We start from the raw sequence: 15,209 nt of genomic DNA on the forward strand, positions 1-15,209 counted from the left end.
GGGCGGGTGGGCCTGAAGCACCGGCACCAGGCGGCCCTCGGCCAGCGCGTCCGCCACCTCGAAGCGGGGCTTCACCACGATGCCCCGCCCTTCGAGGGCCCAGACGGTGAGCACGTCGCCATCGTCGGCCTCCAGGTGGCCGGTGACGGGGACGGCGAGGTCACGGCCGTCTTCGGTCAGCATCCAGCGCAACTCCCGAAGGCTCGCGAATCTGAGGAGCAGGCATTGATGGGCGAGAAGGTCCTGCGGGCGGAGCGGCACCCCGGCCCGCGCCAGATAGGCGGGGGAGGCGCACAAAATGCGCTCCACCTGTGCCACCTTGCGCATGATCATGCTGGAATCCTCGAAGGTGGCGAGGCGCAGCGCCACGTCGATGGATTCGGCGATGAGGTCAAGGGTGTGCTCGGAAAGGCGCAGGCGCACGTCGATTTCCGGGTGCGCCTCCTGGTAGCGCGCCGAGACCTGCGCCACCAGGCGCCGGCCCAGATGCAGCGGCGCCGTGACCCTCAGGGCGCCCCGTGGCAACGCGCCGAGCTCGGAGACGTTGCTCTCCGCCGCCTCGATCATGCGCAGTGCCTCGGTGATGGCCTCGTAATAGACGCGGCCCTGCTCGGTGAGGCTCATGCGGCGGGTGGTGCGGTTGAACAGCCGGCAGCCCAGATGCTTCTCCAGCATCTGGATGCGGTGGCTCACCACGTTGGCGGACAGGCGCAGCCGCCGCGCGGCCTCAGAGAAGCTTTCGCTTTCCACCGACGTGACGAAGACCTTCATGTTTTCGAGCACGATGACGCGTCCTTGGACCCCGACTTTCACGACGATACGCAAGCGGGACGGCGGGGCCAATGGCGCCGGAAGATTCCGCGGTCAGAAAATGGCAGGGGAGCGTGTCGTCCATCCGGCCCGGGGTTTGGGCCGCTGGACACGTGCTCCGAGGAAAATGCCCCTTCGCCTTCCAGCTACGGGACCTGAACGGACATGGAACCTATCCTTCACGAGTGGGGCAGCCTGCTGCTGCGCTGGACGCACATCATCGCCGGCATGGCGTGGATCGGCTCGTCCTTCTATTTCATGCATCTCGACGCCAGCCTGAAGGCGACACCGGACATTCCCGCCGGCAAGGGCGGCGAGGCCTGGGAAGTGCACGGCGGCGGCTTCTACCAGGTAAAGAAGTATCTGGTGGCGCCGAGCTTCCTTCCCGAGGAGCTTGGCTGGCACAAGTGGCAGTCCTACGCCACCTGGCTCACCGGCTTCTTCCTGCTGATCTGGATCTATTACTACCAGTCGTCCATCTATCTCATCGACCCGGCGGTGATGAACCTGAAGCCGTTCGTCGCCTTCGCCATCGGCATGGGGGGCCTCGCGGCCGGCTGGATCGCCTATGACCAGTTGTGCCGCTCCAGGCTCGGCAACACTCCGCTGGCGGTGGGCGTCATCGTGTTCGCGGGCGTGGTGCTGGCGGCCTTCCTGTTCCAGCAGGTGTTCTCGCCCCGCGCGGCCTTCATCCATACCGGCGCGCTCATGGCCACCATCATGAGCGGCAACGTCTTCTTCGTCATCATCCCCAATCAGCACAAGGTGGTGGCGGCGCTGAAGGCGGGGCAGGTACCGGACCCCTATTACGGCAAGACCGCGAAGCTGAGGTCGTCGCACAACAACTACTTCACGCTTCCCGTCGTCTTCCTGATGATCTCCAACCACTATCCGCTCACCTATTCCACGCCCTATGCCTATGTCATCGTGGCGCTGTCGCTGGTGGCGGGAACGGTGATCCGCTATTACTACAACGAACGCCATTCCGGGCGCGGCGACAAGGCGTGGTGCTGGCTGGTGGCGGCCGTGTGCCTCATCCTTGGCATCGCCATTTCCGCCACCACGACCCCCATGGGCCGCTCCGCCCTCGGCCTGCCGCCGCTGGTGGCGCCGGCCTTCGCCAAAAGCGGGCCGCCGGTGGAAGTGCCGGACGACGTGGCGAACATCGTCATGGGCCGCTGCTCCATGTGCCATGCGGCCGAGCCGCTTTACGAGGGCATCGCCGTCGCCCCGCGCGGGGTGCTGCTGGACACGCCGGAGATGATCGCCCGCAACCGCCATCTCATCCTGGTGCAGGCCGGCCTGACCCATGCCATGCCGCCCAACAACGTCACCGAGCTGTCGGAGGAGGACCGCGCGGTGCTGAAGGCCTGGGGGGCGGGCAAGTAAGGTTGGTCTTCCGCCTTGTCGTGCCCGGCTCCGGCCGGGCGCGACGCCATTGCCGTTTCGGTCGACCCAAGCATCAAACAGTCCGTTGAATCGAAGGAAAGCCCCATGACGACCCCCGACGCCGACACCCTGCGCCACCTCATCGCCGAGCGCGCCGACGCGCAGCGCGCGTTCCTGGCGGAGCTGGTGAAGGTGCCGTCCGACAATCCCCCCGGCGATTGCGCCGCCCACGCCGCGCGTGCCGCCGAGCTGCTGGAAGGGCTCGGCCACACGGTGGAGCGCCATGCCGTTCCGGCCGACCGGGTGAAGGCGGCGGGCATGATCTCGGTGACCAATCTCATCGTCCGCCACCGCTTCGGGGACGGGCCGGTCATCGCCCTCAACGCCCATGGCGACGTGGTGCCCCCCGGCGAGGGTTGGACCAGGGACCCCTATGGCGCCGAGGTGGTGGACGGGCGCATGTATGGCCGCGGCGTCGCCGTCTCCAAGTCGGATTTCGCCACCTATGCCTTCGCCCTCGACGCGCTCAAGCGCTCGGGCCTGCCGCTGAAGGGCACGGTGGAGCTGCACTTCACCTATGACGAGGAGATCGGCGGCGAGGTGGGGCCGGGCTTCATTCTCGAGCAGGGCATCACCAGGCCGGATTATGCCGTCTCCGCCGGCTTCACCTATGGCGTGGTGGTGGGCCATAACGGCTGCCTGCACCTGGAGGTGGAGGTGAACGGCAGGTCGGCCCACGCGGCGCTGCCCTTCACCGGCATCGACGCGCTGGAGGCGGCCAACCATATCCTCACCGCCCTCTATGCCTATCGTGGAACGCTGAAGGACAAGGTATCCGAGGTGGCGGGCATCGGTTCGCCGCAGCTGACGGTGGGCCTCATCTCCGGCGGCATCAACACCAATGTGGTGCCCGACCGCGTCACCTTCCGCCTCGACCGGCGCATCGTACCCGACGAGAGCCCGGAAGCGGTGGAGGCGGAGGTGCGCAAGGTGATCGCCGATGCCGCCGCCGCCTTCCCGAAGGCGCGGGTGGAGGTGCGGCGCATCCTGCTGGCGCGGCCGCTGGTGCCCGGCGAGGGGACGAAGCGTCTGTCGTCGGTCCTGTGCCGCAACGCCTCCGCTGTCACCGGCGAAGAGGTGAAGGAGACCGGCGTTCCGATCTACACGGATGCGCGGCTTTATGCCGAGGCCGGCGTTCCGGTGGTGCTCTACGGCGCCGGCCCCCACACCATCGAGGAGGCCAACGGCCACCGGGCCGACGAGAACCTGCTGCTGTCCGACCTGGACAAGGCGACCCTTGTCATCGCCCTCACCCTGCGCGATTTGCTCGCGTAGGGGTCAGTGCCGGTTTGGAAATTCCAAAATGGCATGACGGTATTAAAGTGCGGGGGGGCAGGTGCGCCCGCCCGGCCTTCTCCCCCTCCGGCCTGTGGAAGGCGTGACTTCGCCGCCGATGGGACGATGCGCCTGTGTGCTGTGGCCGGCGCGCCCTTCAACGGCCGTTGCCCCTTCGGTAGAGTTGGCCGATGATTCGCGGGGCGCTGGAGAGAGGCTGCGGCGCCCGTCGGGCAGGGGAAGGACACCGGGGCGAATGGCGGACCGCATCCGGACCAGCGGCGTTCCGCGCCGAAGGCGCGGGCGTGAGCGCGAGAGCGCTCGCCTGACGGCGTTGCTGCGCTCGTTCCTTTCGTCCATGGCCTCCGTCTGCCGGGCATCGGCTTCGCGCGCCCCGACATTGCTTGCCTCGACATTGCTTGCATCGACCTGTCTCGCCTCGGCCACGCCCGCGGCGGCAGGCTGGGACGGTGTCCCGGTCGCTGCCGGGGCGTTCTGGCCGGTGGCGGGCCTCGCGGCGGCCGTCATGGCCGGCCTCGCCGCTGTGCGCGCCCGGCGAGAGGCGAAGGATCTGCGTGGCCGTATCGCCGCGGCTGAGCGCGCCGCCGCCGATGCCGCCGCCTCGGCCGCCCGCGCCCGTGCCGAGGCGCAGGCCTGCCGCGTCCTGCTCTCCGACGGCGCCCCGGCTTTCCTGCTGTGGACCGGGCGGGAGGCTCCGGCGGATCTGTTCGGCCGCACCCCAGAAGCGCTGCGCGCCGAGCTGGGTCCGGCCGCGCCCGCCTTCGAGGCCGCGCTCGCCCGCCTGAAGGCCGGAGACGGCAACCTCTCGGAGACCTTCGATACCGCATCCGGGCCGCTGCGCCTCGATGGCAGGAGCCGCGCCGGCGCCGGCATCCTGCTGCTCGCGCCGGCTTCAAAAGAGGTTTCGCAGGCGCAGGCCGGGCCGGTCGCATCTGGCCTCTCCGCCTTGCTCGACGCCGCCCCGGCCCCGGCCTGGCTGCGCGGGGCGGACGGCACGCTGTCTTATGTGAACCCCGCCTTCGTGGCGGCGGTGGGCGCCGCCACGGCGGAGGAGGCGCGGGCGCAGGGGCTCGACCTCCTCGATGGCAGGACCCGGGCCGCCGCCGCGAGTGCGGAAGGGGCGGAGGGTCATTTCCGCCAGCGGGTGAAGGCCGTCACCAAGGGTCAGCGGCGGCAGATGGAGGTGGTGGAGGTGGCGGGTCCCTTCGGCACCGCCGGCATCGCCATCGACGTGACCTCGGAGGAGGACGCCCGGGCGGAGATGAAGCAGGCGGTCGCCGCCCATCGCCGCACCCTGGACCAGCTCACCACGGCGGTGGCCATCTTCGGCGCCGACGAGCGCCTCGTGTTCCACAATGCGGCCTATGAGCGCCTGTTCGACCTCTCCCCCGCCTTCCTCGACCAGCACCCGGCGGAAGGCGAGATCCTGGAAGACCTGCGCACCCGCCGCAAGGTGCCGGAGCAGGCGGATTTCCGCGGCTGGCGCGCCCAGCTGCGCGAGGCCTACCGCGCCATCGAGCCGGTGAACGACTGGTGGCACCTGCCCGGCGGCCAGATGCTGCGGGTGGTGGTCACGCCCAATGCGGAGGGCGGCGTCACCTATCTGTTCGACGACCTCTCCGAGCACGTGGCGCTGGAAAGCCGCTACAACAACCTCATCCGCATCCAGGGCGAGACGCTGGACGGGTTGGCGGAAGCGGTGGCGGTGTTCGGCTCGGACGGGCGGCTCAACCTCTACAACCACGCCTTCCTCGCACTGTGGTCGCTGGATGCGCGCGCGCTGGGCGAGAAGCCGCACGTGGATGCGGTGGCGGCCCTGTGCCGGCCGCTTCATGGGGAGACCTCGGCCTTCGCGAGCATCCGCCATGCGGTGACCACCATCGGTCCACGCGAGGCGGTGACCTTGCGCCTCGAGCGCCCGGATGGCCGGGTGCTCGACGGCGCCACCCAGCCCCTGCCGGATGGCGGCACCATGGTGACCTTCCGGGATGTCACCGACAGCGTGAAGGTGGAACGGGCGCTGATCGAGCGCGCCGAGGCGCTGGAGGCGGCGGACAAGCTGAAGAACGCCTTCGTCGGCCACGTCTCCTACCACCTGCGCACGCCCCTCAACTCGCTGATGGGCTTTGCGGACATGCTGCGGGAGGGCCTCGCCGGCCCGCTCAACACCCGCCAGCAGGATTATCTCGACCACATGCGCCAGTCCTCGGACCTGCTGCGCGCGCTGATCGACGACATCCTCGACCTCGCCTCCATCGACGCCGGGGCCATGGAACTGGACCTGTCCGACGTGGACGTGGGCGAGACCGTGCTCGGCGTCGCCGAGGCGGTGCGCGATCCGGTGGCGGAGGCGGGGCTGAACCTTTCCGTCAGCATCGATCCGGATGCCGGCCATTTCGTCGCCGACGGGCGGCGGGTGCGGCAGATCCTGTTCAATCTTTTGTCCAACGCCATCGCGGTGTCGCCCCCCGGCGGCACGGTGAGCCTCGGCGCGGCGCGGCGGGATGGGGCGCTGGTCTTCACCGTGCGCGACGAGGGGCAGGGCGTGCCCACGGAGGTGGCCGACACCCTGTTCGAGCGCTTCGAGAGCCGCAGCGCCGGCCCGCGCCATCGCGGGCTGGGGCTGGGCCTTGCCATCGTGCGCTCCTTCATGACGCTCCACGGCGGCTCCGTCACCGTGGCGCCGGCCGGACGCGGGCCGGACGCCAATGGCAGCGACGCCCGAGGCCGCGACATCCAGGGCACCATCGCCACCTGCATCTTTCCCTTGTCCGGCGAAGGCCGGAGAGAGGCCGCCGAATGAGCCTCGTCATCGAACGCCTTGCCGGCCAGCCCGTCGCCTGCCGCGTCGTGCTCGAAGATCTCGCGGCGACGGCCCGCCTCGCCGGCTGGCTCTCCACCTGGTTCGGGCCGAGGGACACCATCACCCTCACCGGCGACCTCGGGGCGGGCAAGACCGAGTTCGCCCGCGCCCTCATCCGCGCCTTCGCCGAGGATGCGACGGTGGACGTGCCGAGCCCCACCTTCCCGATCCTGATCTCCTACGATTTCCCCCGCGGCCGGGTGGTGCATGCCGACCTCTATCGCATCCTCGAGGCCGACGAACTGGACGAGCTCGGCTGGGATGAGCTGCGCGAGAATGCTCTGCTGCTGGTGGAATGGCCGGACCGGGCGGAGGAGCGGCTGCCGGCCGACCGCCTCGACGTGGAGCTGTTCCACGCCGCAGGCACCGACTACGGGGCGGGGCTGGGGCCGGAGGCGCGGATCGCCATCCTCACCGGGCATGGCAGCGTGGGCGCGCGGCTCGATCGGTTCCAGATCGCCGACAGCCTGATCGAACAGAGCGGGTTCGCCACCGCCGAGCGGGTGTTCCTGCAGGGCGATGCCTCCAGCCGCTCCTACACCCGCCTCGTCATGCCCGGCCGCTCCGCCATCCTCATGAATGCGCCGCGCCAGCCGGACGGACCGCCCCTGCGGCGGGGCCTGCCCTACAGCCAGCTCGTGCATCTGGCGGAGGACGTGAAGCCCTTCGTGGCCATGGACCGGGCCTTGCTGGCGCAGGGCTTCTCGGCGCCGCTGCTCTATTCCGCCGACCTCGATACGGGACTGCTGGTGCTGGAGGATCTGGGGCGGGAAGGCATCGTCGCCGGCGCGCCGCCCGCGCCGGTCCCCGAGCGCTACCATGCCGCCATGGAGGTGCTCGCCGCCCTCCACACCCGCAACCTGCCGCGCACGCTCAACGTGGCGCCGCGGGTGGAGCGGGCGCTGCCCATCTATGATGCGGCGGCCATGCTCACCGAGATCGACCTGATGCTGGACTGGTACCTGCCGGCCCGTGGCATCCGGCTGGACGGCGTCGTGCGTGAGGAATTCCACCTGCTGTGGCGCAGCGCGCTCAACCCGGTGCTGGCCGAGCCGGCCACCTGGGTGCTGCGCGACTACCATTCCCCCAACCTCATCTGGCTGCCCGGCCGCGAGGGGCTGCGCAGGGTGGGCCTCATCGATTTCCAGGATGCGGTCATGGGGCCGGCGGCCTATGACGTGGTCTCGCTGGCGCAGGACGCGCGGGTGGACGTGCCGGAAGACCTGGAGCTCCAGCTGGTGGGCCATTACGTGAAGCTACGGCGCGAGGCCGACCCCACCTTCGACGTGCGCGGCTTCGCGCGGTCCTATGCGCTGATGGGTGCGCAACGGGCGTCCAAGATCCTCGGCATCTTCACCCGGCTCAACGATCGCGACGGCAAGCCGCATTATCTGCGTCACCTGTCGCGCATCCGCCGCCATCTTGCCCGCTGCCTCAGCCACCAGGATCTCGGCTCGCTCCGGATGTGGTACGAGGCGGTGCTGCCATCCAGGGATTTCGCCGCGTGACCGACAAGGGACTGGCCGGGCGTTCCACGGCCCCGAATTCCGCCGCCCGGATTTCCACCGCAATGGTGCTCGCCGCCGGGATGGGCACGCGCATGCGCCCGCTCACCGACACCCGGCCCAAGCCGCTGGTAGAGGTCTATGGCCGTGCTCTCATTGATCACGTGCTCGACCGCGTGGGCGATGCCGGCATCCCCCGGGCGGTGGTCAACCTGCACCACCATGCGGACATGCTCGAAGCGCACCTGAAGGCACGCCGGCGGCCGCCGGAGGTCATCCTGTCCGATGAGCGGGGCGACTTGCTGGAGACCGGCGGCGGCGTGCACAAGGCGCTGCCGCTGCTGGGCCCGGGGCCGTTCCTCGCCATCAATTCGGACACCATCTGGATCGAGGGCACGCGGGCCAACCTTGGCCGGCTCATGGAGCATTTCGATCCCGAGCGGATGGATGCGCTGCTGCTGCTCGCATCGGCCGCCCATTCCATCGGCTATGACGGCCGGGGCGACTTCCAGATGGATTCGCTCGGCCACCTGTCGCGTCGTCTGGAACGCACCATATCTCCGTTCGTCTATGCCGGTGCCGCCATCCTGAAGCCGGAGTTGTTCGAGGGCGCTCCGGACGGCGCCTTCTCCCTCAACCGGATCTTCGACAAGGCGGGGGAAACGGAGCGCCTGTTCGGCCTGCGCCTCGACGGCATCTGGATGCATGTGGGCACGCCCGACGCTATCGCCCTCGCCGAGGAGGCAATCCAGACGTCCAGCGACTGAACGCCAGACAGAAAGGGGCGGCTGTGCCGCGCGTGCTCACCATTCCGTCCTCGGCGCCGTTCCTGCCGACTTTGGCGGCGGCGCTGCTCGACGGCACGCTGGTGGAGGGCTTCGCCCCCCGCGCCGATCCGCTGGCGCTCGCCGGCGCCACGGTGTTCCTGCCCACCCGCCGTGCCGGGCGCTTGTTCGCCGAGGCGCTGCTTCAGGCCTCCGGCGGGGCGGTGCTGCTGCTGCCGAAGATCGTGCCTTTAGGCGACGTGGACGAGGACGCGCTCGCCTTCTCCGAGGATGCGCCGGTGCTGGCCGCGCCCCATGCCATCGCGCCGGTGCATCGGCGCCTGGTGCTGGCCCGGCTGGTGGCTCATTGGCGCGACACCCTGGCGAAAGCGGCAGGGCGGGAGGCGGTGGCCGCCGGCACCGCTGCCACCTTTGCCCTCGCCGATGCCCTCGGCGCCCTGTTCGACGACCTCACCACGGCCGGGCTGACCGTGGACGGGCTCGACGGGCTGGTGCCGGACGAGCTGGACCGCTATTTCCGCGTGGGGCTCGATTTCGTGCGCATCGCCCGGCGCGCCTTCACTGACTATCTCGCCGAAGCCGGACTGGTGGAGCCGGCGGCCCGGCGCGACGCGCTGGTGGACGCGGAAGCGCGCCGCCTCGCCACATTGGGGAGCGGCGCCGGCCCGGTGATCGCGGCGGGCTCCACCGGTTCCATGCCCGCCACCGCCCGGCTGCTCGCCGCCATCGCCAACCTGCCGAAAGGCGCCGTGGTGCTGCCGGGCCTCGACCAGGACCTGGATGCCGCCTCCTTCGCCCGCATCACCGACGGGCGGGACGCGGCGCCGGACCATCCCCAATACGGCCTCGCCCGGCTGTTGCCGCGCCTCGGCGTGGCGCGCGGGGAGGTCCTACCCCTTGCCGCGCCGGCTCCGTTCGGCCGCGAGCGGCTCATGAGCGAGGCGATGCGGCAGGCGGAGACCTCCGACCTCTGGGCCAGCCTCTCCGACCGCCTGCCGCCGGCGGCGCTGGGCACGGCCATGGCCGGCATCAGCGTGGTGGAGGCGGACGACCCGCGTGCCGAGGCCCTCGCCATCGCTTTGCTGCTGCGCGACAGCCTGGAGCGGGAGGGCGAGACCGCCGCCCTCGTCACCCCCGACCGGGACCTCGCCCGCCGGGTGGCGGCGGAGATGGCGCGCTTCGGCGTGGCGCTGGACGATTCCGCCGGCACGCCGCTGGCCGACAGCCCCGCCGGGCGGCTTGCCGGCCTGCTGGTGATGGCAGCGGCGGAAGACCTGGCGCCGGTGCCCCTGTTCGCGCTCCTCACCCATCCCCTGGCGCGGTTCGGGCTGGAGCCCGACGCGAAGGCGGATGCGGTGGCGACGCTGGAACTGGCGGCCCTGCGCGGTCCGCGCCCGCGCGCCGGCATCGGCGGCCTGAGGGATGCCATCGCCGCCTTCGACCGGGAGGATTTTCGCGGCGCCGACCCGCGCCGGCGCATGGGGGAGGCGGCGCTGGCCCGCGCCCGGGATCTGATTGAACGGCTCGACCGGGCGCTGGGGCCGCTGCTGGCCATCGGCGCGCAACGGGGCGCGGTGCCCCTCGCCGATCTGGTCGCCGCCCACCGCGCCGCCTGGGAGGCGGCGGCCGGCCCTCTCGACCTCGACGCGGAGGATGCGGCGGAAGCCGCGCTGGCGCGCACCTTCGAGACGCTGGACGGGGCGGCGGGCGATGGCCCCGCCCTCGACCTGTCGGCCTATGCGGACGCGGCCGGCGCCCTGTTCGCCGACGCCATGGTGCGCCCGCGCGCCGAGCCGCACGCGCGCATCCGCATCCTCGGCCCGCTGGAAGCCCGGCTCATCCATGTGGATCGCATGGTGCTGGGCGCGCTCATCGAGGGCAGCTGGCCGCGCATCGCCGAGACCGATCCCTGGCTCAGCCGGCCCATGCGCGGCGATCTGGGGCTGGACCTGCCGGAGCGGCGCATCGGCCTCGCCGCCCACGATTTCGCCCAGGGCTTCGGCGCCGCCGAGGTGGTGCTGACCTTCGCCGCCAAGGTGGGCGGCACCCAGAGCGTGCCCTCGCGCTTCGTGCAGCGGCTGAAGACCGTGGCGGGCGAGGCGGAATGGAATGCCGCCCGCGCCCGCGGCAGCCGCTGGGTTCAGGCCGCGCGCCGGCTGGACGATGCCCCCGCCGGCTTTCGGTGACGGAGGTCGAGACCTTCCTGCGCGATCCCTACTCCATCTATGCCCGTCATGTTCTCGGCCTCCTGCCGCTCGATCCGCTGGACGCCGCCCCCGGCGGGGCGGAACGCGGATCGGCCCTGCACGAGGCCATCGGCCGCTTCACCCAGGCGCATCCCCGCGATCTGCCGCCCGACGCGCTGGAACAGCTGCTGGAGGAAGGCCGCCGCGCCTTCGCCCCGCTCAAGGCCTTCCCCGCCGAGCATGCCCTGTGGTGGGCGCGGTTCGAGCGGGCGGCGGGCTTCCTCATCGCCTTCGAGCGGGAGCGGCGGGCGCATCTCGACCATGTGGTGGCGGAAGATGCCGGCAGCCTCGACATTCCGTTGGGGGGCATCACCTTCCGCCTCACCGGCCGGGCCGACCGCATCGAGGTGCGCCGCGACGGCCTGCTCAATATTCTCGACTACAAGACCGGCACGGCGCCGAGCGCGAAACAGGCCGCCTCGCTCTCGCCCCAGCTGCCGCTGGAGGCCGCCATGGCCCGGCGTGGGGCCTTTCCCAAGGCGCCGGCGGCGGATGTGGTCGATCTGCTCTATGTGGAACTGAAGGGCGGCGCGGCCGGGGGCGAGGAGAAGCCCATCCGCGTCAAGGACCGCGACACCATGGACCTCGCCGAGACCGCGCTCGCCGGCCTCGAAAGCCTGCTCAAGGCGTTCGAGAACGAGGCGCAGGGCTATCGCTCGCTGGCCGCGCCACAATGGTCCGGCACCTTCGGCACCTATGACCATCTCGCCCGCGTGCGCGAATGGGCGCTCTCCGGGGAGGAGGGCGAATGACCGCCGATCTCGCCGCCGAAGCCACTTCCCCTGCCGCCCGCGATCCCAAGTCCGAGGCGACGCGCCGCCAGTCGGAGGCCTCGCACCCCGCCTTCTCGGCCTGGGTGTCGGCCAATGCCGGCTCGGGCAAGACCCATGTGCTGGCGCGCCGCGTCATCCGCCTGCTGCTCGCCGGCACGCCGCCCGGGCGCATCCTGTGCCTCACCTATACCAAGGCGGCGGCGGCCAACATGGCGAACCGGGTGCTGGCCATCCTCGGCCGCTGGGTCCGCCTGCCCGATGGGGAGCTGGATGCCGCCATCCGCGAGACCGTGGGCTCGGCCCCCGACGCCGCATTGCGCGCCCGCGCCCGCCGGCTGTTCGCCGCGGCGCTGGAGACGCCCGGTGGGCTGAAGATCCAGACCATTCATGCCTTCTGCGGCGCGCTGCTGCATCGCTTCCCGTTCGAGGCGGACGTGGCCGCCGGCTTCGGCGAGCTGGACGAGGTGGGGCGGCAGGAGCTGATGGCCCGCATCCGCGCCGACCTCGTGGTGGCGGCCACCCGTGTGCCGAATGCGCCCCTTGGCGAGGCGCTGGCGCGGCTGACGCAGGACATGTCCGACAGTGGCCTTTCCGGCCTGCTGGAGGCCGCCATCGCCCTGCGCGCCCGCATCCTGCCGCTGGGCGATACGCCCCAGGCGCGGCGGGCGGCGGTTGCGCGGGCGCTCGGTCTTGCCGCGGATGCCAATGTGGCGGATCTGGAAGTGCAGATGCTGGCAAGCCCCCATTTGCCCCATTCCGAATGGGCGAGCGCTGCGGCAGAGCTTTCCGCCTCCGACAAGGCCACCGACCGCACGCGGGGCGACGATCTTCTGGCCGCCGCCGAGGCGGGGGACATGGCGTCCGGCCTTGCGGCCTGGCGGCGGGTGTTCTTCGGGTCGGAAGGGCCGCGCTCGGACCGGAACCTCTTCACCAAGGGCTTCGCCGACCGTGCCCCCGGCCTTGCCGCGCGGCTTCGGGACGAGCGCGACCGCCTCGCCGGCCTCGCCGACCAATTGCTCGGCGCCCGCACGCTGGAGCGCACCGAGGCCGCCCTGACCCTCGCGGCGGAAGCCGTCCGCCGCTACGAACAGGAGAAGGCCGCGCGCGGCCTGCTGGATTTTGACGACCTCATCGTCAAGGCCGCCCGGCTGCTCTCGGACCAGCCCACCTTCGTGCAGTACAAGCTGGACCAGGGCATCGACCACATCCTGGTGGACGAGGCGCAGGACACCAGCCCGCAGCAATGGCGGGTGGTGCAGGGCCTTGCCGACGATTTCTTCTCCGGCGCCGGCGCCCGGGAGGATGTGACGCGCACCCTGTTCGTGGTGGGGGACGAGAAGCAGTCCATTTTCTCCTTCCAGGGCGCAGACCCGCGGGCCTTCGGCGAGATGCGCGCCACCTTCGCCCGCAAGGCGGGGCCGGAGGCCCTGCGGCGGGTGGAACTGCCCCATTCCTTCCGCTCCGCCCCGGGCGTGCTGGAGGCGGTGGACCAGATCTTCTCCCGCCCCGAGGCCCATGACGGCCTTACGCTGGACGCCGTGGCCCCCGTGCATGCCGCCATCCGCGCCGATGCGCCGGCCCTGGTGGAGATCTGGCCCACCACCACGCCCGAGCCCGCGACCCAGCCCGACAACTGGCGCCGGCCGCTGGACGAGGCGCCGGCGGACGATCCGGTGAGCCGGCTCGCCCAGCGCATCGCCGGCTTCATCCAGGCCGGCATCGCGCAGGGCCTTGCCATCCCCTCGCGGCAGGGCAGGCCCATGCGCGCGGGCGACGTGCTGGTGCTGGTGCGCCGGCGCGGGCGGGTGTTCGAGGCGGTCATCCGCGCGCTGAAGGAGCTGAAGGATGCGCAGGTGGAAGTGGCGGGGGCCGACCGGCTGGTGGTGGCGGAGCACATCGCCGCCCTCGACCTGATGGCGCTGGGCGACGCGCTGGTCTCCCCCGACGACGACCTCGCGCTGGCGGCTCTGCTCAAGAGCCCGCTGTTCGGCCTCGCCGACGACGACCTCCTCGCCCTCTGCCCCGGCCGAGGCGGGCGGCTGGCGGACGCGCTCAAGGCGGCACCAGATGCGCGCCATGCCGCCGTCTGGGCGCGGCTTGCGGCATGGCGTGGGGAGGCGACTTCGTTGAGGCCGTTCGATTTCTACGCCCGGGTGCTGGGCCGCGACGGCGGGCGGCGCGCCATGCTGGCCCGGCTCGGCCCCGAGGCGGCGGACGTGCTGGACGAATTCATGGCGCTGGCCCGCGCCTACGAATCCACCGAGCCGGCCAGCCTCGCCGGCTTCCTCGCCTATCTGCGCCGGGGTGGCGCCGAGACCAAGCGCGACATGGAGAGCGGGCGCAACGAGGTGCGGGTGATGACCGTGCACGGCGCCAAGGGGCTGGAGGCGCCCATCGTCATCCTCGCCGACACGGTGGACATGCCGAAGGCGCGCTCCGCCGGCGGCCTTGTGAGCGTGCCGGGGCCGGAGGGTGAGGTCCCGGTGCTGGCCCCGCGCAAGGCGGAAGACCCCGAACGGCTCGCCACCGCCCGCGCCGCCGCCGCCGCGCGCGAGCTGGAGGAGCACCGGCGCCTGCTCTATGTGGCCCTCACCCGCGCCGAGGATGCGGTGATCGTCTGCGGCGCCGAGACCCGCGCGCCGGCCAAGGACAAGGCCCATGCCCGGCCGGAGGGCTGCTGGTACGAGCTGGTGCGCGCCGCTCTCGCCGGGGAGGCGCAGGAGCGGGACGCCCTTGGCTTCGAGGGGCGGGTGCTGCGCTGGAACAAGGGGCCGGGCCTCGCCGTGGCCGGGCCGGCGGCGCCCTCGTCCGTGGTTGGGGAGGCGGCGGCGCTGCCCGCCTTCCCGCATCCGCCGGCGCCCCAACCTGCGCCGCGCCTGCTGCGCCCGTCCAAAGCCGAAGCCGCCGGTCCCTCGCCCCTGCGCACGCCGGGGCCCGAGACGGCGCTCTCGCCGTTGGTGCGAGGCGACCTCGTCCACCGCCTGCTCGCCGGCCTGCCCGATGTGCCGGTGCCCGAGCGCGTGGCGGCGGGCCTGAGGCTGCTGCGGCACGCGGCAGACAAGGTGGCGGACGACATCCATCGGGAGGTGCTGGAGGAAGCACTCGGCGTCATCGGCCATGCGCCGCTCGCGGACCTGTTCGGCGCGGGAAGCCGGGCGGAAGTGCCCGTCATTGGCCGGTTGAAGGCACAGGAGGGTGCGGATTTTCATGTTTCCGGCCGCATCGACCGGCTGGCGGTGACGCCCGGCCTCCTGATCGTCGCCGATTTCAAGACCGACCGCACTCCACCCCAGCGGCCGGAAGACGTGGCGGAGGCTTATGTGGCGCAGCTCGCCGTCTATGGCGCCCTTCTGTCGCAGGTGTTCGCCGGGCGCGCTTTCGAGGCCCGGCTCGTCTATACGGCGGGTCCTCGCGTTTTCCGGCTCGAGTCCACCCGCCTGCAGGCGGCACTGGCGCGGCTCGGCCTCACCTCGCCGTGACGG

General features: G+C 71.5%; 9 protein-coding genes. 8 read left to right on the plus strand and 1 reads right to left on the minus strand.

The features are described from left to right. On the minus strand, window positions 1-783 hold a 783-nt coding region (locus K9U40_RS07870; RefSeq protein ID WP_282889663.1), incomplete at its 3' end, for a LysR family transcriptional regulator. A gap of 192 nt (window positions 784-975) precedes the next feature. Here K9U40_RS07870 and K9U40_RS07875 point away from each other — a divergent pair. The 8 genes from K9U40_RS07875 (at window position 976) to addA (ending at window position 15,206) form a co-directional block, all read left to right on the plus strand. Then, a complete protein-coding gene (locus K9U40_RS07875; protein WP_282889664.1) occupies window positions 976-2,199 on the plus strand; it encodes a urate hydroxylase PuuD in 1,224 nt (407 codons plus the stop codon). A gap of 105 nt (window positions 2,200-2,304) precedes the next feature. Continuing rightward, entirely contained in the window at window positions 2,305-3,534 is a 1,230-nt protein-coding gene (locus K9U40_RS07880) for an ArgE/DapE family deacylase (RefSeq protein ID WP_282889665.1), read from the plus strand. A gap of 256 nt (window positions 3,535-3,790) precedes the next feature. Beyond that, entirely contained in the window at window positions 3,791-6,358 is a 2,568-nt protein-coding gene (locus tag K9U40_RS07885) for a sensor histidine kinase (RefSeq protein WP_282889666.1), read from the plus strand. Then, entirely contained in the window at window positions 6,355-7,926 is a 1,572-nt protein-coding gene (gene tsaE / locus K9U40_RS07890) for a tRNA (adenosine(37)-N6)-threonylcarbamoyltransferase complex ATPase subunit type 1 TsaE (RefSeq protein ID WP_282889667.1), read from the plus strand. The genes K9U40_RS07885 and tsaE overlap by 4 nt, the downstream gene beginning before the upstream one ends. Window positions 7,927-7,988: 62 nt before the next feature. After that, window positions 7,989-8,690, plus strand: coding sequence for a nucleotidyltransferase family protein (locus K9U40_RS07895; RefSeq protein WP_282889693.1), 702 nt, complete (start codon window positions 7,989-7,991; stop codon window positions 8,688-8,690). A 23-nt stretch (window positions 8,691-8,713) separates the two neighbouring features. After that, window positions 8,714-10,894, plus strand: coding sequence for a double-strand break repair protein AddB (gene addB, locus K9U40_RS07900; RefSeq protein ID WP_282889668.1), 2,181 nt, complete (start codon window positions 8,714-8,716; stop codon window positions 10,892-10,894). Continuing rightward, window positions 10,891-11,706, plus strand: a complete 816-nt coding sequence (locus tag K9U40_RS07905; RefSeq protein WP_282889669.1) for a PD-(D/E)XK nuclease family protein — start codon at window positions 10,891-10,893, stop codon at window positions 11,704-11,706. The genes addB and K9U40_RS07905 overlap by 4 nt, the downstream gene beginning before the upstream one ends. Further along, window positions 11,703-15,206, plus strand: a complete 3,504-nt coding sequence (addA, locus tag K9U40_RS07910; RefSeq protein WP_282889670.1) for a double-strand break repair helicase AddA — start codon at window positions 11,703-11,705, stop codon at window positions 15,204-15,206. Before K9U40_RS07905 ends, addA begins: the two co-directional genes overlap by 4 nt. The last annotated feature ends 3 nt before the right edge of the window (window positions 15,207-15,209 follow it).

It is taken from the genome of Xanthobacter autotrophicus, from assembly GCF_030015065.1.
Lineage (GTDB): Bacteria > Pseudomonadota > Alphaproteobacteria > Rhizobiales > Xanthobacteraceae > Xanthobacter > Xanthobacter autotrophicus_D.

Coding starts and splice junctions, on each gene's coding strand:
- K9U40_RS07895 (WP_282889693.1), top strand. CDS start 7,989: ATGGTGCTCGCCGCCGGGATGGGCACGCGCATGCGCCCGCTCACCGAC.
- tsaE (WP_282889667.1), top strand. CDS start 6,355: ATGAGCCTCGTCATCGAACGCCTTGCCGGCCAGCCCGTCGCCTGCCGC.
- K9U40_RS07880 (WP_282889665.1), top strand. CDS start 2,305: ATGACGACCCCCGACGCCGACACCCTGCGCCACCTCATCGCCGAGCGC.
- addA (WP_282889670.1), top strand. CDS start 11,703: ATGACCGCCGATCTCGCCGCCGAAGCCACTTCCCCTGCCGCCCGCGAT.
- K9U40_RS07875 (WP_282889664.1), top strand. CDS start 976: ATGGAACCTATCCTTCACGAGTGGGGCAGCCTGCTGCTGCGCTGGACG.
- K9U40_RS07885 (WP_282889666.1), top strand. CDS start 3,791: ATGGCGGACCGCATCCGGACCAGCGGCGTTCCGCGCCGAAGGCGCGGG.